Genomic DNA, 19,736 nt, shown 5'->3' with positions numbered 1-19,736 from the left:
ACGGGAACAAAATGCGCAGGCGCAGCCGCCCAATGGGGTAGGTTTTAAGGCTTCAGGCAACGCATCGCCGACGCCACGGCATCGGCGATGCGCAGCCGCGTGGCCGGCTGCTTGATGGTCAGCGCTTCGTCGCGATTGATGATCACGCCGGCCTCCAGCAGCAGCGCCGGTACGGTCGCGTACTTCACCACGATCAGCGACGACTGGTAGACCGCCAGATCGGGGTCGAGCACGACATAACCTTCGCCCGCTTCGTTGATCACGTGATGCAGGTTCGGCGCAAAGCCGGCGCGCTTCATCGCCTTGCCGACCGCTTCGGCGCAGCCCAGGCTCTCGGCGTAGTACGGGTTGTCCTTCGAGACGAACACCGAATAGCCGTGCGAGATATCGCTGTAGCGTTGCGTCTTGCCAGCCACGGTCCACGTCGACAGGTAGCGCTCCTGCACCGAATCGTGGTGGATCGAGATGAACAGGTCGACACCGTCGGCCATCGCCGGCCGCGCCTTCAGGTTGTCCATATCGCCACTCGCGCCGATCAGCAGCACGATGTGCCCATCGGCGCGCAGGCGTTGCGCAACAACCTTCGCCAGCGCCAGGTTGTAGCCGAACTCGGTCTCGCCATAGGCGCTGGTGGCCCCGGGTGCGGCGAGATAGTGGCCGACGTCGACGGCGATCGTTGCGGCCCGGGTCGAGCCCGCGCAAAGCGCGAGCATGGCCCAGACGGCCGGCTTATTCGGCCGCATTGTTCCCTTCGTTCGCTGCCTTCACCGCCGCCAGCTCGGCGGCCTGTTGCTGTGCGCGTTTGGCGGCGATTTTCGGCCGCAGGATGTTCATCATCACGATGTCACGCGTGCTCATCAGCGCCAGCAGCCAGACGATCAACACCGCCGCGTAGCCGAGCGAGTTGTTGCGGAAGCCCGGTGCCAGCGACTCGACCAGCGGGTTGATGACAAACTGGATCGAGCCAATCACGATCAGCAGCAACACCAGCGTCGAGATCGACCGCTCCTTCAGAAAGGTGCCGCGCAGCAGTACGCGCTGGTCCCACTTCGACAGCCCACGCAGTTCGGGCACATCGTCGGCCCGGAAATAAAACGCCATGATTCCTCCTAAAGAAAAGCCAGACCGCCCGTCGGGGCGATTCGTTCCCGGCGCAGTGTTGCCGCAAGCGTCGTCATTGGCAAGCACCGAGCGCGGTCGTCGCCGGTCGGCGGCGTACCGGCTGCGCGGCGTAAGCACTTGTGGTAAGAAAGGCGCGGGAGACAACAACACGGAAAACGATAATGAACAAGCCGCTCTACGCCCTGCTCGTCCTGCTGTCCGCGCCCGCCTTCGCCGCCAACCAAACCGCCGCCGAACCGGAGCCGCTGCAGGCCCCCGACCTGGTCCGCTCGCTGGCCGACAAGGTCTACCTGCCCGGCCTGCAAGCGCTGCAGGCCGAATCGGCCAAGCTGCAACAGGGCGTCGACGCGCTCTGTGCGCGCCCGGATGCCGCCACGCTGACCGCGGCGCAAACCGCCTGGCGCGACACCAACACCGCCTGGCGCCGCGTCGAAAGCGACCGCGTCGGCCCGCTGCGTCAGGACGAATTCATCAACCGGATCGATCCGTGGCCGCTCGATGCCAAGGTGCTGGCCGCCTCGCTGGCCGCGACGCCGGCACAGCCTGCCGAGCCGTACTCGTTCGAGCTGTGGACCCGCCAGCCCAAGGGGGGCAGCGGTCTGCCGGCGCTCGAAACGCAGCTCTTCGGCGAAACGCCGGCCGGGCCGCTGGCGCAGCTCCAGTCGGGGCGCCACTGCGGCTTTGCCCGGTGGCAGGCCAGCTCGCTCGCGCGCCAGTCGCAGATTCTGGTGATGGAATGGCAGGGCATGCGCCGCGGCCTCAACTACGACCCGACCTACCCGCGCCCGCTGATGACCGAAATGCTCACCCGCAGCGTCGCCGGCCTGCGCGAACTGGCTGGCTGGAAGCTCGGCAAGGACGAGGTCGCTCCGCCGCCGTCGCACTTCCCCGACGCACTCGCCGGCCAGACCCGTGCCAGCCTGCTCGCCAGTTTCGACAGCATCCGCACGGTGCTGCTCGGCGCACCGGGTGGCGTGGGCTTCGATGACTACCTGCAAAGCCGGCAACGCGACGAGGCCGTCAGCACGCTGAACGGGCGACTCGACGACGCGCGTCGCGCGCTGGAAGCGCTGCCCGCCGACTTTACCGCCCGCGCCGGCGAATACCGTGGCGAGCGGGTGCTGGCGCAACGCCGGCTGAACGCGCTGGCCGACTACGTCGACGGCCCGATGCGCGATGCGCTGGGCCTGCTGATCTCGCGCTGAAACGGTAAAAAAGCCCCGGGCAAGCCCGGGGCATCAGGAACGGTGTCGAGGGTAGAGACACCGGAGCGGCAAATCAGGTCGAGCCGAACACGCAGTGTCCCTGCACCCAGGTCGCAACGACATCGCGCTGCGGTGTGATCGCCGTCAGGCTCGCGCGCTGTCCCGGTGCGATGCTGCCCAGATCGGGCCGGCGCAGCGCACGCGCCGGATTGCGGCTTGCCAGCGCCCACGCACGTTCGAGCGGCAGACCGAACCAGTCCTGCGCATGCTTGACCGCATCGATCAGACGCAAGGTGCTGCCGGCCAGGCCACCGACCTCGGTGCGTACCACGCCGGCGCTCATATGGACGGTGAATTCGCCGAGCGCGTAGTCGCCGTCGGGCATGCCGGTGGCGCGCATTCCGTCGGTAATCAGGATCAGCCGCTCCTCGCCGACGCTGCTCAGTGCAATCTGTGCCGCCGCGGGGTGAACGTGATGACCGTCGACGATCAGCTCGACGTCGGCCTCGGGCCGGGTCAGTCCGGCGCCGACGACGCCCGGGTCGCGATGGTGCAGGCCACGCATGCCGTTGAAGCAATGCACGACGCCGCGCGCACCGGCGAGCATCGCGTCGACCGTCTCGTCATAGCTGGCATCCGAATGGCCGATCAGCGTGCGCACGCCACGTGCGCGCAGCCAAGCGATCGCCGCATCGGCACCGGGCAGTTCGGCCGCCAGCGCCACGGTATTGAGCGTGCCGTCGGCCAGCGCATGCCAGCGCGCCAGCTCGGGCACGCTGATCGGCCGCATCAGCGGCACCGGATGCGCGCCGCAGCACTTGGCGGTGAAGTACGGCCCTTCCAGATAGGTGCCGACGATCTCGGCGCCCGACACACCGCGCTTGCGGCTCTCGCGCACCTGGACGATGGCCGCCTCGATGCTTTCCACCGGCGCCGTCACCGTCGTCGCGGCGAACGCACCGACGCCGTGGCGGGCGAAGTACGCCGACATCGTGTCGAGCGCGTCGTGGCTGGCGTCCATCACATCAAAACCCATCGCGCCGTGCACGTGGCTGTCGACCAGCGCCGGCATCAGCCAGGCGTCACCTAAATCTTGATCAAACTCGCCGCCGGCCCTGACCGCGGCGATCCGGCCATCGCCACCGATGTGGACGACGCCGTTATCGAGCCAGCCCTGCGACGTCAGTACGCGGGCAGCCTTGAGCCGCACCGGCTCACAGCGACGATCACAGGCCATCGACAGCCTCTGCGCGCTGTCGTTGCCGGGCCAGCCGGTTGGCCAGACTGGTGATGCCGCCCTGCCCCGCCTCGATCGCACGCTGGCGAAACTCGGCTGCGGTGGCGATGTCGTCGCGCTCGAACAGCATCTCGGCAAACATCGCCAGATTCATCCCGGCAATCACCTCGGTGCCCGGCCGGGCCTGCGCCAGCGTCGACGCCAGCCGGAACGGCGAACCGCCCAGGAGGTCGGTGCAGAACACCACATCGCCACCACAGCCGCCCAGCACCTCGGCCAGTTTGACTTCAAGCTCGCCGGTGCCCATGCCGTCGGGAAAATCGACGACATGCAGATCGGCCTGTGCACCGAAGACCTGGATGATGGCTTCTTCAATGCCGCTGGCAATACGGCCGTGGCCGGTCAGGATCAGGGAAATCATTGCAGTACTCCTGCGGCGCATCGCCGCGAAAACGGTTCGGACATCGCAACCCGATCACTCGGACTGCGCCACCGGTTCAGCCTTTCCAGGCAGCCCTATTCAAGGCGCAATAGACTGTCCCAGTCGGCGAGCGAGCCACGGCAGGTCGGGCTCGCCCGAAGCGCAGAAACCGGAATGGACATGTGGTCCATGAGGATTTCGAGCATCGGACGAGACCGAGATGCAAAGGCGCAGCCGCCGAATGGGATAGGCTCACAGGAAGCCGAGGAACTTGCCGGCCAGGCCCAGCAGCACCGTCAGCCCGATCAGTTTCACCGGCGAATAGCCCTTCTTCATCAGCCAGTAGACGACGAGGGTGAAGCCGAGCGGCAGCAGGTTGGGCATCAGCTTGTCGAGCACGCCGGTCTGCAGCGCGATCTTGGCTTCACCGGCGTGGATCTCCAGCGGCGTGCTCAGCCGCACATAAGACGCCACCAGCGCGCCGATCACCGTCATCCCGACAATGGACGCCGCGTGGGAGATCTTCTTGGTGCTGTTCTTCAGCACGTTGATCGCGCCAAGCCCCGCCCGGTAGCCATAGTGCGCCAGACCGAAACGCAGGCCGAAGTGCAATGCGTTGAACAGCAGCAGGAACACGATCGGCCCGAACAGCGAGCCTTCGAGTGCCAGCGCCGCACCGATGCCAGCGCAGATCGGCAGCCAGGTCAGCCAGAACATCGCGTCGCCAATGCCGCCGAGCGGCCCCATCAGCGCGACCTTGACCGCACGGATCGTCGAGATCTTCTCCTTGCTCTGCTCCATCGCCAGCACGAGGCCGGACAGGAAGGTCACGTCGAAGGGATGGACGTTGATGAATTCGAGATGCATCTTCATCGAATTCGATAGGTCTTCCTCGTTCTTGTGGATCTTGCGCAGCGCCGGAATCAGCGTGTACAGCCAGCCGCCGGCCTGCATCCGTTCGTAGTTGAACGATGCCTGCAGCGCGAGCGAGCGCCACGCCATCCGGTTGATATCCTTCTTCGTCAGCGGTTCGGCCGGGGTGGTGTCGATGTAGTCGTCCCGTTCGACCGAACGCGTCGCCAGCGCCTGTTCCATCCGCTTCTCGGCCTTGGCAGCGAGCAGCTCTTCGCTATCGTTAAATGCCATCTTCCACCTCCACATTCCGGGCTGCGGCCGTCTGCGGCTGGGCGCGGTTGCTGTTGAAGAAATCGATCATCGCGATCGCCAGTGCACCGAGTGCAATCGCCAGGATCGGCAGCTTCAGATAGGTCACGCCGACGAAGCCGAGGATGAAATAGGCGACATAGTTCTTGTTGAGCATGATCTTCATCAGCAGCGCAAAACCGATCGCCGGCATCATGCCGCCCGCCACAGACAGGCCGTCGAGCACCCACTGCGGTGCGGCCTTGACCACGGCACCCGCGGCATCGGCACCGAAGTAGATCGGCAGGAAGGCCACGATGAAGTAGAAGCAGAACAGGATGGCCATGCCGAAATAGTTGACCAGCTCGATCCCGCGCCAGTTGCCCTTTTTCGCCATCGCGTCGCACTTGTGCATCATCGGCGAGAAGGCGGTGAACAGAATGGTGATGCACCCCTGCACCGCGATCGAGAACGGCACCGCCACCCCGATCGCCACCGTGGGCTCGGCCTTGGTCAGGATCGCGAACGCCGTGCCGATGACGCCGCCGATGACGACGTTCGGCGGTTGCGCGCCGGCCAGCGGCACCATGCCCATCCACACGAGCTCCAGCGTCCCGCCGACCAGCAGGCCGGTATGGACGTCGCCCAGAATCAGCCCGACCAGCGGGCCGAGCACCACCGGACGGTGGAAGTGGGTCAACCCGTCAAACAGGTCCACCCCCGCCAAACCGGCCAGCAGCGCAATCAGTAGTGCTTCGATCAACATGTCTCAACCCTCCCCGCGTCAGAGCAACTTCGAAACGAGCTCGCCGGCCTCGTCGGGCACGCGGCGAATCTCGCAGGTCACGCCCAGCGAGGCCAGCTCGCGGAACGTCGCCACATCGGCATCGTCGACCGACACCGTCTTGTGGATCTGGCGCTTGCCTTCGGCGAAGTGCATGTTGCCGACGTTGACAAACGGAATCGGTACGCCGCCCTTCACCAGCGCCAGCACGTCCTGCGGCGTCTTACAGACGATGAGGATCTTCTGGCGGTCGGCGGCCTTGTGGATGACGTCGATGGTCTTGGTCAGCGTGAAGTAGCGCGTCTGCACGCCCTCCGCGACGACCATGTCCATCAGGTTCTGCTGCACCGGGTCGTTGGCAGCGGCGTCGTTGGCGACAAGGACGAGGTTGGCGCCGAGGCTGCCGGTCCACGTCACGCCGACCTGGCCGTGCACGAGGCGGTTGTCGATGCGGGTCAAAAGAATGTTCGGCATGGTGTCTTTCTCGATGTCGGGATCAGTTCGGATACGGATAGATCGTCACGCCCTGCACCACCCGGTTCACCTCGCCGGTCGGGCACGGGTTGTCCGGGGTCAGCCCGGCGGCAAGCGAGGCCTCGAAGGCGAACAGTTGCGCGAACAAGAGGTAAGGCAGGCTCAGCCACAGGTCGTCGGCCTCCGGCAGCTCGACCGGCAGCGTGTCGCCGGGGCGAGTGCCGAGCGCGATCACTTGCGGTGCGATGCCGTTGCCGACGAGTTCGGCATACAGGTCGTCGTCGTAGCGCCGCGTATACGGTTGTGACGACATGAACACCAGCACGCAGGTCCGCGCGTCGATCATGAATTTCGGGCCGTGGCGCACGCCGAGCGGCGAATCGAAGCGCGTCGCGATGCCACCGGCAGTCAGCTCGAGCAATTTCAGCGACGCCTCTTCGGCGAGGCCGGCCAGGCCGTTGCTGCCGAGGTAGACGACGCGCTCGAGCCGGCCGGCGGCAAGTTCGCGCGCCTGCTTCGGCCATACCGCGAGCTTGCGCTCGCACAGCGCCGCGACCGCATCGACGCGGGCGGCGGCCTCCGCCAGCGGCACCGCGCCGAGCATCAGCGCCGCAGCAACGAACATCGACGTGAAGCTCGACGTCATCGCAAAGCTCTGGTCATTGGCACCGTCGGGCATCAGCACGCAGCGGACGCGCGGATTGCCGGCGGCATAGCGCGCCAGCGCGCCATCCGGGTTGCAGGTCAGGATCAGGTGGCGACAGCCCGGCAGCAACTGGTCGGCGAGTTCGACCGCGGCGACGCTTTCGGGGCTGTTGCCCGAGCGGGCGAACGACACCAGCAAGGTCGGCAGACGCGGATCGAGCCATGCTTGCGGATCACCGACAATGTCGGTGGTCGCGACCGGATCAATGCGCAGGCCGGTGCGTTCGCGCAGGCTTGGGGCCAGCGCCTTGCCAGCGAACGCCGAGGTGCCGGCACCGGTCATGATCACGCGCAGATCCGGCGTGGCGAGCAGATCGGTCAGCCACGGCTGCCAGTCGGCGGTCGAATTCAGCAGCGCAGCGGTGATTTCCCGCCACAGACGCGGCTGCTGGGTGATTTCACGCGCGGTATGGATGGCCTTGCGGGCGACGAGATCATGCTGATCGTGGTCGAGATAAACCATCATGCAGCCCTCCGCACGCGCGGCTCGACCGACCGGGCCATGCCGCAGGCAGCGGCGTAACTGCGGGTCACTTCCATGATCTTGTCGATCACCAGCGCTTCGGCGGTCGCGGCGATGCGGCCGTCGGCCACTTTCTTCGCCTGCTCGGGCAGATACTGGCTGACCAGGGTCATCAGCAGCGGTTGTTTGGCGAGGTTGGCGAACAGCGTCTGCTGCGCAGCAACGACCTTCGGGTGCGGCCAGTAGTAGCGGATCCGGTCCGAGAGGCTGTAGTTGCGGTCGAGGTATTGCTGGTGGCCCGGCTGGGCGTAGTACGGCAGCCAGTAATCGGGCTCCTCCTGCATCACCTGGGCGATCACCGCCTTCAGGTGCGAGGCACCGAATTCGCCGATGCTTTCGCGTTCGATCACGTCGAGCGCATACAGTGCCTCGCGCAGCGCGAACGTCAGCCCCGGGCCGACCTTGAGGATGGCGAAGTGGTCGCGCACCAGTTCGGCCAGCGCGGTATCGCTCTGGTAATCGGTCGAGTGCGCTTCGAACACCAGCGGCTCGGCTTCGATGAAGGCGCTCAGCGTTTCGGCCTTGGCCGCGTTGTAGCGGACGACCTTGTGGTGGTCGAACTCGACGCCGGGCTGAACGACCATCGCGATCACGCGCTCGAACGTGTCACCAAGGCCGGCTGCGGCAAACACCTCGCGGTGCACCTTGAGCGTCTGCGCCGCGGCCTGCGGCGACGTCACGGCCAGCTCGCCGAGTTCTTCATGCGCGCCACCGGGGACCGGTACTTCGGTGCCGATCACGTACACCGGTGCATCGCCGCCGGCATCGCGCCACGCTGCCTCGGCAATCGCACACAACTGCGCCGCGCGCCCGGCGACCACGGCGTCGGACAGTGGCAACGGATCGCCAGCGCACGACATCGAACAATCGAGGTGGATCTTGCGGAAACCGGCCGCCACATAGCCGCGCACCATATCGCCAGCCAGTACCATCGCCTCGGCGGCGGGCAGTTGTCGCCATGCATTCGGGCCGAGATGGTCGCCGCCGAGAATCAGCCGGGCCGTGTCGAAACCGGCCTTGTCGGCCAGACCGAACACGAAATCGCGGAAGTCGGCCGGTTGCATGCCGGTATAGCCGCCGAACTGGTTGACCTGATTCGACGTCGCCTCGATCAGCACGACACTGTCGTCCTCCAGCCCCTGACGCAACGCCGCCTCGAGCACCAGCGGGTGCGCCGAGCACACCGAGTAGATCCCGGTCGGCTGGCCCGCCTTGTGCTGGCGGATGCTCTCGAGCAATAGACTCATGGCTTTCTCCTTGTTCATTCGTCGGCGACGATCACGTTGACGCCAGCCAGCGTCAGCGCACGTCGGTATTCGTCGGTGATGCCGCTGTCGGTGATCAGCGTGTGCACCTGCGGCAGCGTGCAGATCACGCAGAAACCGCGGCGACCGAATTTGCTCGAATCGGCCAGCAGCACGACCTTGTCGGCGACGCTGAGCATCGCGCGGTTGAGCTGGGCGTCCTGTTCATTGGTCGTGGTGATGCCGGCCTTCAGGTCGATGCCGTCGGCACCGATGAACAGCGTGTCGAGTGGTGCAGCCGTACCGCCTGTTCGGCGATCGGTCCGCAAAACGAATACGAATCGGCGCGGACATTGCCGCCGGTCATCATCAGATCGAAGCGCACGTCGCCGATCAGTTCGTTGGCGAGGTTCAGTGCGTTGGTCATCAGCGTGCAGCGCTTGTACGGCTCGATGTAGCGCGGCACGAAGCCGACCGTGGAGCCCGAATCGATGATCAGCGCGTCGCCGTCGTTGACGAGCTGCGCCGCGGCGCGGCCGATCAATTGCTTGGCCTCGCTGCGGATCTTTTCCTTTTCGCGGAATTCGAGTTCGAAGGCGAAATGCGGGCTCAGCACCGCCTTGCCATAGCTGCGGCTGATGCAGCCGCTGTCTTCGAGGAAATCAAGATCACCGCGTATCGTCACCGTCGACACGCCGAGCGCGTCGGCAAGATCGCTGACGTGGCAGCTTTCCTGTTCGCGCATCAGTTGCACGATGTGATTGCGGCGTTGCTGTACCCGATCCATGTCTGCGTCCCGTCGTTGGCCCGCCGGACGGGGGTTGAACTCCGTTTCGGCGTATTGCGTTGGGCAGACTGTAGGCTCGCAAACAAAAGTGGGTCAATTCGACAACTTTCGATTAACAGCGATCGAAGCTTGCGAGTTTTGAGCGAGTCGACAGCCGGATCTCGGGCGCCTCGCTTGGAAAACTACCAAATCGCCAGAACGGCAAAAAACCATCCAATTGATTGATATCAATAAATTAATTTTCAATTATTGCTATGCAGCACGCGACGGGAATTGCGATTCAGATGCCGATATGAAGTTTTGTTACAGCTAATTGAAAATCGGCGCAGTGTCGATATGACAGCAGAAAGAAAAGCAAAACCGAAAATCGAAAGTTGATTTTCTTTCGATCTCAAACCGATGAATGGTAATATTTACCGTAATCAAGGCCCCAAAAAGTGAATCCCCATACACTATGCGAATGGGGTCGCTCGCGCCGTCCACCGATGGGCGCGGCAGGCGGCCAACGTCGAGAACCGCTGCCAGGATTCACCCGTGAACAATTTCAGCTTCCATAATCCGACCCGCCTGCATTTCGGCCAGGGCCAGATCGCCCAGATCGGCAACGAGATTCCGCCGACCGCGCGCGTATTGCTTCTCTACGGCGGCGGCAGCATCAAGCGCAACGGCGTCTACGATCAGGTGATCGCCGCACTGGCCGGGCGGACCGTCGTCGAGTTCGCCGGGATTCCGGCCAACCCCGAATTCGACACGCTGATGCAGGCGGTCGAGCTCGGCAAGCAAGAGCGGGTCGACTGGGTGCTCGGCGTCGGCGGCGGTTCGGTCCTCGACGGCAGCAAGTTCATCGCCGCCGCACTGGCGCTCGACCCGGACATCGATCCGTGGCTGATCATCGGCAACAAGACGCCGCTGAAATCGGCCTTGCCGATCGGCTGTGTGCTGACGCTGCCGGCCACCGGCTCCGAAGCCAACTTCGCCGCGGTGGTCACCCGACGCGAGACGCAGGACAAGCTGTCGTTCAAGAACCCGGTCGTCTTCCCGCGCTTCTCGGTGCTCGACCCGAGCGTCATCAGCACCCTGCCGCCGCGCCAGCTCGGCAACGGCCTCGTCGACGCGTTCGTCCACACCACCGAGCAATACCTGACGTTCCCGAACGAAGCCCGGGTGCAAGACCGGCTCGCCGAGGGCATCCTCTCGACGCTGGTCGAGATCGCCCCGACGCTGCTGGCTGACCAAAGCGACTACGCCGCGCAAGCCAATCTGATGTGGGCCGCCGACCAGGCCATGTACGGTCTGGTACCGCTCGGCCAGCCGCTCGACTGGGCGACGCACGCGATCGGTCACGAGCTGACCGCGCTCTACGGCCTCGATCACGCGCAGACGCTCGCCATCGCCTTGCCGAACCTGCTCGATTACACCTTCGAGACCAAGCGCGCCAAACTGGCGCAGTACGGCCGCCGCGTCTGGGGGCTGGCCGGTGACGACGATGGCGCCGTTGCACGCGCCGCGATCGTCGCGACGCGCCGCTTCTTCGAATCGGTCGGCGTCAAGACACGGCTCGCCGATTACGGCATCACCGATGCCACAGCCGCAGCCGACGGCGTCGAAGCACAACTGAACCGGCACAAGCGCCTCGCGCTCGGCGAGCACGGCACGCTGACTCCGAGCGACTGCCGCGCCATCGTCCTCGCCGCAGCCTGACGCCGGCTGGAGGGCGGTGCAACGCCGCCCTCGCACTGCCTTGCACCGCCCCCTCACGCATTGCCCCGGCCAGCACGAGCCCAACTTGCACCGCTGGCTGGCGCTGGCCCCGGCGGCGGCCGTTGCCCGGCTTCCGCGCACGGCGCGGTACCCCGGTGCGATGGACCGATAGCAGCATGGCGTTGCGCCGCTTCGGCGGCGCGCTGTTGCGTCGCGCACCACACCCCGGGATCGCAGGCGGACTTGTCATCTCAACGTCATGAACAAAGCCTACAGTCGCGCCCCTGACCAAGGGGAGACGGCCATGCGGCAATACTGGATCATGATCGCGGCACTGATGCTGCTCGCCGGCACGGCGCGTGCCGACCTCACCCTGGGCCTGCTGGCCGACAAGGGCGGGGGCAATGTGGCGGCCGACTGGCAACCAATCGCCGACGACCTTGCGCGCGCCGTCGGCCAGCCGGTGAAGATTGTCGCGGTCAAGGACGACGCCGAGCTGGCGCATCGCTTTGCCGCCCGGGAAATCCAGATTGTCCGCACCAATACCGGGACGGCGCTGACGCTGGTTGAGCAAGGCAGCGGCGAAATTTTCGCCCGGCTGGCCCTGACCGGCGGTGTCGCCGAATTCCGCTCATTGCTTCTGGTCCGCAACGATGGCCCGGCCGACCTCGACGCGCTGCTGCGTGACAAGCAACGCTGGCGGCTGGCCAGCGGCGTGCCGACATCGACCGCCGGCTACCTGATCCCGGCTTACCACGCCTTTGCCAAGCGCAATGTGCTGCCCGAGGCTTTTTTCCGCGAAGTGAAGACCGGCAATGCCGAGGACGGTTTCCGCGCACTGGCCGAAAAACGCGTCGATGTCGCAGTCTGCAACAGCGACGATCTGGAAAAGCTGCGTGAAACCTATCCGCGCGATTTCAAGCAGATGCGCGTGCTGTGGCAATCGCCGTCGTTCTCTTACGATCCGCTGGTGCTGAACAAGGCGCTGCCGGCGGCGACCCGCACGGCGATCACGCGCTTCTTTCTCGACTACGGCCGCAGCGGCGCCAACACCGCACAGGAAAAGACCCGGCTGTACTATGCCGACCAGCTGTCGGGCTTCCTGCCGTCGAGCAATCGCCAGCTGCGCGAGATCACCGATCTGCAGCTCTACTACGGCCTGTTCAAGCTCAACCTCGCCAAGCAGAGCGACGCCGAACGCAGCGCCAGCGAAAAGCAGCTCTACCGTCGCTACAACCAGCTGGTGACGGTGCTCGGCGGCCCGAAATAGCGCTGTTCACCCGTATGCGCGACATTCATACGGGCCGCAAGGCCCGTTTTTTTGTCCGCCGCGACCCAGCACAGAGCACATATTTGCGCCAGATCACAATGGGTGATTGTTGCACTTGAAACTTGACACCCCTGACGTGCAAGCTAATCGGTTGATTTATTGGAGATTTTAATGACCGATACTGCCAACCGGGCAAGTTGGGGTTCCAAGCTGGGCTTCATCCTCGCCGCTTCGGGCTCCGCCGTCGGCCTCGGCGCCATCTGGAAATTCCCCTATGTCGCCGGCAAGAACGGCGGCGGCGCCTTTCTGATCGCCTACCTCGTCTGCGTGTTCACCATCGGTATCGCGCTACTGCTGGCCGAAATGCTGATCGGCCGCACCGCGAAGAAATCGGCCACCACCGCCTTCCGCGACCTCAAGGGCGGACTGTGGCCATGGGCCGGCCGCCTGTCGGTGCTGTGTATCTTCATCATCCTGTCGTACTACTGCGTTGTCGGCGGCTGGACGATTGCCTATATTTTCCGCTCGATCACCGGCGAGGCGCTGACCAGCGACACCAAGGCGCTGTCGGCGGCGTTCGGCAGCTTCATCGCCAATCCGGTCCACGCGCTGAGCTATACCGCGGCCTTTCTGGGCATCACCGTTGCGGTCGTGATGGGCGGCGTTGAAAAAGGCATCGAGCGGATGAGCAAGGTGCTGATGCCGGCGCTGTTCATCCTGATGCTGGTACTGATCGCACGCTCGCTGACGCTGGATGGCGCCTGGGATGGCGTGAAGTACTTCATCACACCGGACTTCTCCAAGCTGACCCCGGGCATGATCGTCGATGCGCTCGGTCTGGCCTTCTTCTCGCTGTCGCTCGGTGGCGGCATGATTATCGCCTACGGCTCCTACCTGCCGCAGGACACCAAGCTCGTCGGCGCGACCTTGTGGGTCAGCTCGCTGGCGACGCTCGCCTGCGTCCTCGCCGGGCTGATGGTGCTGCCGGCGGTATTCGCCTTCCACGTCGACCCGGCCGCAGGCCCGGGGCTGACCTTCATCACCATGCCGGCAATCTTCGCGCAGATGCCTTTCGGCCAGTTCTTCGCGATCGCCTTCTTCTTCCTGCTGCTGTTCGCCGCGCTGACGTCGTCGGTGTCGATTCTCGAACCGATCGTGTCCTTCCTGATCGACGAATTCGGCTGGGCCCGCAAGACCGCGACCATCGCCGTCGCCATCGCGTCCTTCGTCATCGGCATCCCGGCCGCGCTGTCGTTCGGGCCGATGGCCGATATGCAGCTGTTCGGCAAGGTGCCGTTCGATCTGATGGACTACATCGCCTCGAACGTGCTGATGCCGGCCGGTGGCCTCTTCGTCGCGCTGTTCGTCGGCTGGTCGATCTGGCCGAAGATCCGCCACGAACTGAGCGCCGAAGGTTCGACCGCGGTGCTGCCGGCGTTCCGGCTGATCTGCGCGGTGCTGGCGCCGATCGTCATCGGCGTGATCTGGTACCACAACCTCTGATCCCGATCGCCACGATGCAAAAAGGCCGGTCATGCCGGCCTTTTTGCTGGGCGGAACTCGCCGATCGAAACACAGCGGCTAGCCGGCAAATGCGCCGGCCCGTTCGCACCCGAAGCGAGGGGGCCCCGCGGCAAGCGCCCTTGGGTGTGCTCGGGGCATCGGACCAGGGCAAGATATGCGGCGCAGCGCCGAATGACGCAGCTCAGGCCACGGCGATCTGGTCGCGGCCCTGATCCTTGGCGGTGTAGACCAGGTTGTCGACCCGCTTGAGCGCGGTGTCGATCCGTTCGAATGGCTGATATTGGGTCACGCCGATGCTGGTGGTGACCCGGCCGACGACTTCGAACGGCTCATCGCGCAGCGATTGCAGCAGCGTCTGCGCCAGCCGCTCGGCATCGGCGAAATCGGTGTCCGGGCAGACCAGCAGGAATTCCTCGCCGCCCAGCCGGCAGAAGATATCGGTGCTGCGGACCCGCTGGCGCACGAGCTGGGCGAAATGCTGCAACACCTTGTCGCCGACGTCGTGGCCGAACTGGTCGTTGATGCGCTTGAAGTGGTCGAGGTCGAACATCACCAGCGACAGCGGAACGCCGTTGCGGTTGACCCGGCCGACCTCGCGCTCGATCGCCAGATTGAAGTAGCGCCGGTTGTAGAGCTGCGTCAGCGGATCGGTGATCGACATCTGTTCCAGCTCGCGCTGCAGGCGTTTCTGCTCGGAAATATCCTCGGCAATGCACCAGGCCAGCCCCTGACCGCCCTCCTTGCTCGGCATCAGGAAGCCGTTGATCAGCACCGGCACGCGATGGCCGGCTCGGTGCAGGTATTCCTTTTCGTACGGGCCATAGCGCTGCTGCCGGTAAAGCTCGTACACCAGCTCTCTATCCTGCAGCGCGTACTCGGCCGGCGTGATCCCCGTCAGCGTCTGCGCGCGCAGTTCGTCGACGCCATAGCCGAGCAGGTTGCAGAACGCGGTGTTGGCGTCGACGAAATGGCCGTCGCTATGGCGGATCAGCGCCATCCCGACCGGCGACGATTCGAAGAAGGTACGGAATTTTTCCTCGCTCGCGGCCAGCGCGTTCTGTGCTTCGACCCGGTCGGAGATATCCTCGCTGACGCCGATATAGTGCGTCAGCGTGCCCTGGCTGTCGGTCAGCGGCGTCAGCGACAGCGAGTTCCAGAACGGCGTGCCGTCCTTGCGGTAGTTGCGCAGCTTGACCCGGCCGGCGCGGCGCTCGGTGATCAACCGGCGCACCGTTTCGATTTCCGGCTGCAGCCGGTCGCGCCCCTGCAGGAAGCGGCAGTTCCGACCGAGTACTTCATGACGGGCGTAGCCGCTGAGGTACTCGAAGGCCGAGTTGACGAAAATCAGCGGCAGATCCGGCGCGCGCGCATCGACGATCAGCACGCCGAGCGAGCTGGCTTCGATCACGCTCGCCAGCAGCGCAATCTGATCGCTGGCCTTCTTCTGCTCGGTGATATCGGAAATGAAACCGTACCAGATCGTGCTGCCGTCTTCCTGGCGCTCGGGCGACGATTCGCCGCGCAGCCAGCGCAGGCCGCGTTGCGGCAGCTCGACACGGTAATCGCAGCGCCACAGGCTCAGCTGCTGCGCCGACTGGTCGATCGTTTCGATCAGCATCGGCATGTCGTCGGCCACGATGCGTTCGAGCACGATGGTCGCGTCGGCAGCGGCCGCCTCGGGGCTGATGCCGTAGATCGCCTGGATGCCGTCGCTAGCGTACGGGAAGACCGAACGGCCGTCGGGGAAGCGCTGGAACTGGTAGATCAGTCCCGGCACGCGCTCGGACAGCTTCGACAGCAAGCGGTCGCGGCGGATCAGCGCCGACTCGGCGGCGAGCCGTTCGGTGATGTCGACGCCGATGCACAGATAGCCGACCCGATTGCCCTGCGCGCCGACGATGCGCGTCACCGTCAGCTCGACCTGACGCAGATCGCCGCTGCGGGTCCGGTGCGTCCAGACGCGCGCGTCCATGCCGCTGCGTTCGGCAACCAGCGTCAGCGCCTCGAACCGGCCGACCGCCTGACCCAGCTCGTCCTCCAGTTCGATCCGGCGTTCGTCGATCTCGTTGTCAGCAATGAAATCCAGCATCGATCGGGCGCCAACGACCTCGTCGCTGCGGTAGCCGAGCAGGTACTCGGCGCCGCGGTTGAACAGGCCGATCAGACCGTCGTTATCGGTCGCGATGATCGACACCCGCGACGCCGCGTCGAGCACATTGCCCAGATAGGCGCGGGTATCCTGCAATTCGAGCAGCGTCCGGCGCTGCTCGGACAGGTCGGCGATGCGGATCAGCACGTCGTCGACGCTGGCGCCGGTGCGCGCAACGCGCACGCCGGAAATCGCATAACTGTGACCGTCGATGACGCGATCGAGCAGGAAGGGCTCGCCACCGGCGAGCAGTGCGGCAATGGCCTCGTCGAGCCCGGCCTGCGCTGCGACGCCGGCAAAGGCACCAGTGCCGTTACCCTGCTCGATACGCCAGTCGGCCAGCAGGGATTCCGCGGCCTGGTTGGCTTTGCGCACCGACCATTGCGCGTCGACCAGAAACAGCGCGTCGTCGATCGCGTGAAAAATCCGCCGCAGCCGCTGTTCGCTCTGCTTGAGCTCGCGCGCCCGCGATACCGCCAGCGCCTCGGCATAGCCCTGGCGGTTCGCCAGCACATAGACCAGCAGCGCCAGCAAGAAGGGAATCACCGTTCCCGGCAGCCACACTGCAGAAATATCGGCCCAGTCGCCCTTGTGGACAAAGGCGCCCGCCGCCGTCACCCGCAGCGTCACGGTACGATCGCCGATCAGCAGCGGCAGGAAAAAATCGCGCAAGCGCACCGAGCGTTCGCCGGCCGCGTTGAGGTTGCTTTCGGCCACGGTACGGCCGCTCTCGTCCTCGAGCGCCAGAACCACGCCCCGTTCCTGACCGATCCGGTTCAACTGCGCCTGCAGCAAGGTCAGCCGGTAGGTGCCCCAGACGAAGCCGTACGGTGCGTTCTCGCCGGGACGAAACACGGCAATCGCGATGGAGAAACCGTGCTCGCCGGTATAGTCGCCGCGCAAGGCCATCACCGGCGACGTCGCTATGCCGTGCCGTTCCTGCGCGCGCCGCAAGACCGCGCCGCGAACCGGATCGAGGCCCAGATTGGTGCCGACGAAACCGCCCTGCGAGCCGCCCGGTTCGGCGTACCGAACCCGCAGCACGTCACCGGCCTCGGGCCGGATCCAGGCGATACCGCCAAAGGTGTCGAGATACGGCTCGACGAACAAGCCGAACTCACCCGCCGATACCGACGGCGACAAGGCCATATAGCGCGCCGCCGCGCGCAAGGCACCGAGATCGTTCGAGATGCTGCGTCCCAGCTGGACGGCGACACTCTGCGCCTCGGTCCGGAAGCGCCCTTCAAGCGCGCGCGATTCGATCCGCACCAGCAACTGCGATACCAGCCAGGACATGCACAGGCCGACCGCGAAAACGGTCAGTGCAAGCACGAGCGGGCGCGACACGGAGCGCAGGGCAGCAGGCAGTCGGATCACGTGATCGAATAGGGAGGAGAGTGAGCACTGACTATATCATTGCCCCCTCCTCTGCCGGCCTTGCGTCCACTCCCCGATGGTAAAGCGTTGGTGCACTGCGTCACTTGGAAAGCCGCCGCGAAGCAAGGCACAATCGCACCGGTGAACACCGACTCTTTTTCGCTCTCGCCGCTGGGCCATCTGGCGACCCCGTTTCCGGACAAATTCGGCATCCCGCGCCAACCGTCGCTCGCCCCGCATGCGATCGGCACGCTCAAGCTGCTGCCGCCGTACGATCGCCCCGAGGCCGTACGCGGACTCGACGCGTTCTCGCACGTCTGGCTGACCTTCGTGTTCCACCAGACCGGTGGCCAGTGGCAGCCGACGGTGCGCCCGCCACGGCTTGGCGGCAATGCCCGCGTCGGCGTGTTCGCCAGCCGCAGCCCGTTCCGGCCCAACTCGCTCGGCCTCTCGCTGGTCGAGCTCGCCGGCGTCGATACCAGCGACGGCGTGGTGCTGCGCTTTCGCGGCGTCGACCTCGTCGACGGTACGCCGATCGTCGACATCAAACCGTACATCCCCTACGTCGAAAGCCTGCCCGACGCCGTCGGCGGCTTCGCCACCGGCGCGCCACCGCAGCTGACGGTGAATTTTTCCGACGCCGCCACGCAGGCGATCGCCCGGCAGGCAAGGCATTATCCCGAGCTGGCCGCGCTGATCATCGACGTGCTGGCGCAGGACCCGCGCCCGGCCTACGCCGGCGACCCCGACCGCATCTACGGCGTGCGGCTGTACCGATTCGACGTGAAATTCCGCGTGGCCAATGGCTGCGCCTTTGTGGACTCCCTGGACCCGGCATGAACCGACTCTTCCGCCCGTTGCGCCCGCTGTTCGGCGCACTCGTTCCGCTGGCCCTGCTCGCCGGCTGCACCACCACGCCCCCTGCACCGCCTGTTGCTGCGGAACCGCCGCCGAAGGTCCGCGTCGGTCTGGCGCTCGGCGGCGGCGCGGCCAAGGGCTTTGCGCATATCGGCGTGATCAAGATGCTCGAAGCCAACGGCATCAAGATCGACACCGTTGCCGGCACCAGCGCCGGCAGCGTCGTCGGCGGGCTGTACGCCAGCGGCATGGATGCGTTCGCGCTGCAGGAAAAGGCCTTCGGCCTCGACGAGGCGGCGATTCGCGACGTCAGCCTGTTGAACGGTGGCATCGTCAAGGGCCAGAAGCTGCAGGACTTCGTCAACCAACTGGTCGCCAACCGGCCGATCGACAAGTTTGCCAAACCGTTCGGCGCCGTCGCGACCGAGCTCGACACCGGCAAACGCACGGTCTTCGTCCGCGGCAACGCCGGCCAGGCGATCCGCGCGTCGAGCAGCATCCCCGGCGTATTCGAACCGGCGCTGATATCCGGCAAGCGTTATGTCGACGGCGGCGTGGTCAGCCCGGTGCCCGTTGATGCGGCGCGCGAACTCGGCGCCGATCTGGTCATCGCCGTCGACATCTCGGCCAAGGCCGGCAACAAGGCACCCAGTGGCCTGCTCGGCACCGTCAATCAGGCGGTGGTGATCATGGGCCAGAAACTCGGCGAGCAGGAGCTGGCGCGCGCCGATGTGGTGATCCGGCCCAAGGTCGGCAAGATCGGCCCGACCGATTTCGACCAGAAGAACCAGGCCATCCTCGAAGGCGAGAAGGCCGCGCTGGCAGCGATTCCGCAGATCAAGCAAAAGATCGCCGAGAAGCAGCATGCGCTGCTGGCGGCGCGGGTCGCGGCGAAATGAGCGAGCCGGTCGTGCGCTTCACCCCGGCCGAGCGCACCGAGCTGGCCGCCCGCTTGCGCGGCTGGTGCGATCGCGAGATCGGGCTCGAACTCGGCGGTTTCGACGCCGAGTTCCTGCTCGACTTCGTCGTGGGCGAAATCGGCGTGCAGTGTTACAACCGTGGCCTGCTGGACGCACAAGCGGCGATCACCAAGCGGCTCGACACGCTGACCGAGGCGATCGGCGAGCTCGAGAAGATGCCGCCGCGTCGCTAGGCCGATGACACTTGCTGGATCACGGCCTTCGGGGCCGCGGGTGCAAGGCATTCCGTGGG

The 19,736-nt window shown here is 65.5% G+C and carries 19 protein-coding genes; 7 read left to right on the top strand and 12 right to left on the bottom strand.

The window, feature by feature from the left end; translation table 11 throughout:
- Positions 1-44: 44 nt before the first annotated feature.
- Positions 45-743 carry an N-acetylmuramoyl-L-alanine amidase family protein gene (locus R0382_RS09805; RefSeq protein WP_432719395.1) on the bottom strand — a complete coding sequence of 233 codons (699 nt, stop codon included), beginning with the start codon at positions 741-743 and terminating at the stop codon, positions 45-47.
- Positions 730-1,101 (bottom strand): hypothetical protein, encoded by a 372-nt coding sequence (locus tag R0382_RS09800; protein ID WP_432719394.1) that lies wholly within the window; start codon positions 1,099-1,101, stop codon positions 730-732. Before R0382_RS09800 ends, R0382_RS09805 begins: the two co-directional genes overlap by 14 nt.
- Positions 1,102-1,283: 182 nt before the next feature.
- Here R0382_RS09800 and R0382_RS09795 point away from each other — a divergent pair, with 182 nt between their 5' ends.
- Complete coding sequence (locus R0382_RS09795) at positions 1,284-2,327, top strand: imelysin family protein (protein WP_432719393.1); 1,044 nt, start codon at positions 1,284-1,286, stop codon at positions 2,325-2,327.
- Between the two features lie 73 nt (positions 2,328-2,400).
- Here the strand turns inward: R0382_RS09795 and nagA are convergent, their stop codons facing one another.
- From nagA to R0382_RS09750, 9 genes are all read right to left on the bottom strand, one after another.
- Positions 2,401-3,564, bottom strand: a complete 1,164-nt coding sequence (gene nagA / locus R0382_RS09790) for an N-acetylglucosamine-6-phosphate deacetylase (protein WP_432719392.1) — start codon at positions 3,562-3,564, stop codon at positions 2,401-2,403.
- Entirely contained in the window at positions 3,554-3,985 is a 432-nt protein-coding gene (gene agaF / locus R0382_RS09785) for a PTS galactosamine/N-acetylgalactosamine transporter subunit IIA (protein ID WP_432719391.1), read from the bottom strand. The genes nagA and agaF overlap by 11 nt, the downstream gene beginning before the upstream one ends.
- Positions 3,986-4,237: 252 nt before the next feature.
- Complete coding sequence (locus R0382_RS09780; RefSeq protein WP_432719389.1) at positions 4,238-5,131, bottom strand: PTS system mannose/fructose/sorbose family transporter subunit IID; 894 nt, start codon at positions 5,129-5,131, stop codon at positions 4,238-4,240.
- The gene (agaW, locus tag R0382_RS09775) at positions 5,121-5,894 is read right to left on the bottom strand and encodes a PTS N-acetylgalactosamine transporter subunit IIC (RefSeq protein ID WP_432719388.1); all 774 of its coding nucleotides are present in this window, start codon (positions 5,892-5,894) and stop codon (positions 5,121-5,123) included. The genes R0382_RS09780 and agaW overlap by 11 nt, the downstream gene beginning before the upstream one ends.
- An 18-nt stretch (positions 5,895-5,912) precedes the next feature.
- Positions 5,913-6,386: a PTS N-acetylgalactosamine transporter subunit IIB gene (gene agaV, locus R0382_RS09770; protein WP_432719387.1), complete on the bottom strand. Its 474-nt coding sequence runs from the start codon at positions 6,384-6,386 to the stop codon at positions 5,913-5,915.
- A 22-nt stretch (positions 6,387-6,408) separates the two neighbouring features.
- Positions 6,409-7,557, bottom strand: coding sequence for an SIS domain-containing protein (locus R0382_RS09765; protein WP_432719386.1), 1,149 nt, complete (start codon positions 7,555-7,557; stop codon positions 6,409-6,411).
- A complete protein-coding gene (locus R0382_RS09760) occupies positions 7,554-8,861 on the bottom strand; it encodes a D-tagatose-bisphosphate aldolase, class II, non-catalytic subunit (RefSeq protein WP_432719385.1) in 1,308 nt (435 codons plus the stop codon). The genes R0382_RS09765 and R0382_RS09760 overlap by 4 nt, the downstream gene beginning before the upstream one ends.
- A 14-nt stretch (positions 8,862-8,875) precedes the next feature.
- Complete coding sequence (locus R0382_RS09755) at positions 8,876-9,187, bottom strand: hypothetical protein (protein WP_432719384.1); 312 nt, start codon at positions 9,185-9,187, stop codon at positions 8,876-8,878.
- The gene (locus R0382_RS09750; protein ID WP_432719383.1) at positions 9,109-9,645 is read right to left on the bottom strand and encodes a DeoR/GlpR family DNA-binding transcription regulator; all 537 of its coding nucleotides are present in this window, start codon (positions 9,643-9,645) and stop codon (positions 9,109-9,111) included. Before R0382_RS09750 ends, R0382_RS09755 begins: the two co-directional genes overlap by 79 nt.
- Positions 9,646-10,179: 534 nt before the next feature.
- On the opposite strand from R0382_RS09750, the gene R0382_RS09745 reads away from it, so the two are divergent.
- The 3 genes from R0382_RS09745 to R0382_RS09735 all read left to right on the top strand — a co-directional run bounded on the left by R0382_RS09745 (position 10,180) and on the right by R0382_RS09735 (position 14,119).
- Positions 10,180-11,346 carry an iron-containing alcohol dehydrogenase gene (locus R0382_RS09745; RefSeq protein ID WP_432719382.1) on the top strand — a complete coding sequence of 389 codons (1,167 nt, stop codon included), beginning with the start codon at positions 10,180-10,182 and terminating at the stop codon, positions 11,344-11,346.
- Between the two features lie 304 nt (positions 11,347-11,650).
- On the top strand, positions 11,651-12,616 hold the full coding sequence (locus tag R0382_RS09740; RefSeq protein WP_432719381.1) for a PhnD/SsuA/transferrin family substrate-binding protein: 966 nt from the start codon (positions 11,651-11,653) through the stop codon (positions 12,614-12,616).
- 171 nt (positions 12,617-12,787) lie between these two features.
- Positions 12,788-14,119 carry a sodium-dependent transporter gene (locus R0382_RS09735; RefSeq protein WP_432719380.1) on the top strand — a complete coding sequence of 444 codons (1,332 nt, stop codon included), beginning with the start codon at positions 12,788-12,790 and terminating at the stop codon, positions 14,117-14,119.
- A 202-nt stretch (positions 14,120-14,321) separates the two neighbouring features.
- Here R0382_RS09735 and R0382_RS09730 read toward each other — a convergent pair whose 3' ends face one another.
- A complete protein-coding gene (locus R0382_RS09730) occupies positions 14,322-17,585 on the bottom strand; it encodes a PAS domain S-box protein (RefSeq protein ID WP_432719379.1) in 3,264 nt (1,087 codons plus the stop codon).
- A 222-nt stretch (positions 17,586-17,807) separates the two neighbouring features.
- Here R0382_RS09730 and tsaA point away from each other — a divergent pair, with 222 nt between their 5' ends.
- Genes tsaA through R0382_RS09715 form a run of 3 tightly spaced genes read left to right on the top strand, consistent with a single transcriptional unit; the run spans position 17,808 to position 19,677 of the window.
- Positions 17,808-18,506, top strand: coding sequence for a tRNA (N6-threonylcarbamoyladenosine(37)-N6)-methyltransferase TrmO (tsaA, locus tag R0382_RS09725; RefSeq protein ID WP_432719378.1), 699 nt, complete (start codon positions 17,808-17,810; stop codon positions 18,504-18,506).
- Positions 18,503-19,423, top strand: coding sequence for a patatin-like phospholipase family protein (locus R0382_RS09720; protein ID WP_432719377.1), 921 nt, complete (start codon positions 18,503-18,505; stop codon positions 19,421-19,423). Before tsaA ends, R0382_RS09720 begins: the two co-directional genes overlap by 4 nt.
- Positions 19,420-19,677 carry a DUF2164 domain-containing protein gene (locus R0382_RS09715; RefSeq protein WP_432719376.1) on the top strand — a complete coding sequence of 86 codons (258 nt, stop codon included), beginning with the start codon at positions 19,420-19,422 and terminating at the stop codon, positions 19,675-19,677. Before R0382_RS09720 ends, R0382_RS09715 begins: the two co-directional genes overlap by 4 nt.
- Positions 19,678-19,736 lie beyond the last annotated feature (59 nt).

This window comes from Jeongeupia wiesaeckerbachi (genome assembly GCF_050916355.1).
Classification (GTDB): Bacteria; Pseudomonadota; Gammaproteobacteria; order Burkholderiales; family Chitinibacteraceae; genus Jeongeupia; species Jeongeupia wiesaeckerbachi.
This window is presented reverse-complemented; position numbering and strand designations above follow the sequence as displayed.

Coding starts and splice junctions, on each gene's coding strand:
- R0382_RS09805 (WP_432719395.1), bottom strand. CDS start 743: ATGCGGCCGAATAAGCCGGCCGTCTGGGCCATGCTCGCGCTTTGCGCG.
- R0382_RS09800 (WP_432719394.1), bottom strand. CDS start 1,101: ATGGCGTTTTATTTCCGGGCCGACGATGTGCCCGAACTGCGTGGGCTG.
- R0382_RS09795 (WP_432719393.1), top strand. CDS start 1,284: ATGAACAAGCCGCTCTACGCCCTGCTCGTCCTGCTGTCCGCGCCCGCC.
- nagA (WP_432719392.1), bottom strand. CDS start 3,564: ATGGCCTGTGATCGTCGCTGTGAGCCGGTGCGGCTCAAGGCTGCCCGC.
- agaF (WP_432719391.1), bottom strand. CDS start 3,985: ATGATTTCCCTGATCCTGACCGGCCACGGCCGTATTGCCAGCGGCATT.
- R0382_RS09780 (WP_432719389.1), bottom strand. CDS start 5,131: ATGGCATTTAACGATAGCGAAGAGCTGCTCGCTGCCAAGGCCGAGAAG.
- agaW (WP_432719388.1), bottom strand. CDS start 5,894: ATGTTGATCGAAGCACTACTGATTGCGCTGCTGGCCGGTTTGGCGGGG.
- agaV (WP_432719387.1), bottom strand. CDS start 6,386: ATGCCGAACATTCTTTTGACCCGCATCGACAACCGCCTCGTGCACGGC.
- R0382_RS09765 (WP_432719386.1), bottom strand. CDS start 7,557: ATGATGGTTTATCTCGACCACGATCAGCATGATCTCGTCGCCCGCAAG.
- R0382_RS09760 (WP_432719385.1), bottom strand. CDS start 8,861: ATGAGTCTATTGCTCGAGAGCATCCGCCAGCACAAGGCGGGCCAGCCG.
- R0382_RS09750 (WP_432719383.1), bottom strand. CDS start 9,645: ATGGATCGGGTACAGCAACGCCGCAATCACATCGTGCAACTGATGCGC.
- R0382_RS09740 (WP_432719381.1), top strand. CDS start 11,651: ATGCGGCAATACTGGATCATGATCGCGGCACTGATGCTGCTCGCCGGC.
- R0382_RS09735 (WP_432719380.1), top strand. CDS start 12,788: ATGACCGATACTGCCAACCGGGCAAGTTGGGGTTCCAAGCTGGGCTTC.
- R0382_RS09730 (WP_432719379.1), bottom strand. CDS start 17,585: ATGTCCTGGCTGGTATCGCAGTTGCTGGTGCGGATCGAATCGCGCGCG.
- R0382_RS09720 (WP_432719377.1), top strand. CDS start 18,503: ATGAACCGACTCTTCCGCCCGTTGCGCCCGCTGTTCGGCGCACTCGTT.
- R0382_RS09715 (WP_432719376.1), top strand. CDS start 19,420: ATGAGCGAGCCGGTCGTGCGCTTCACCCCGGCCGAGCGCACCGAGCTG.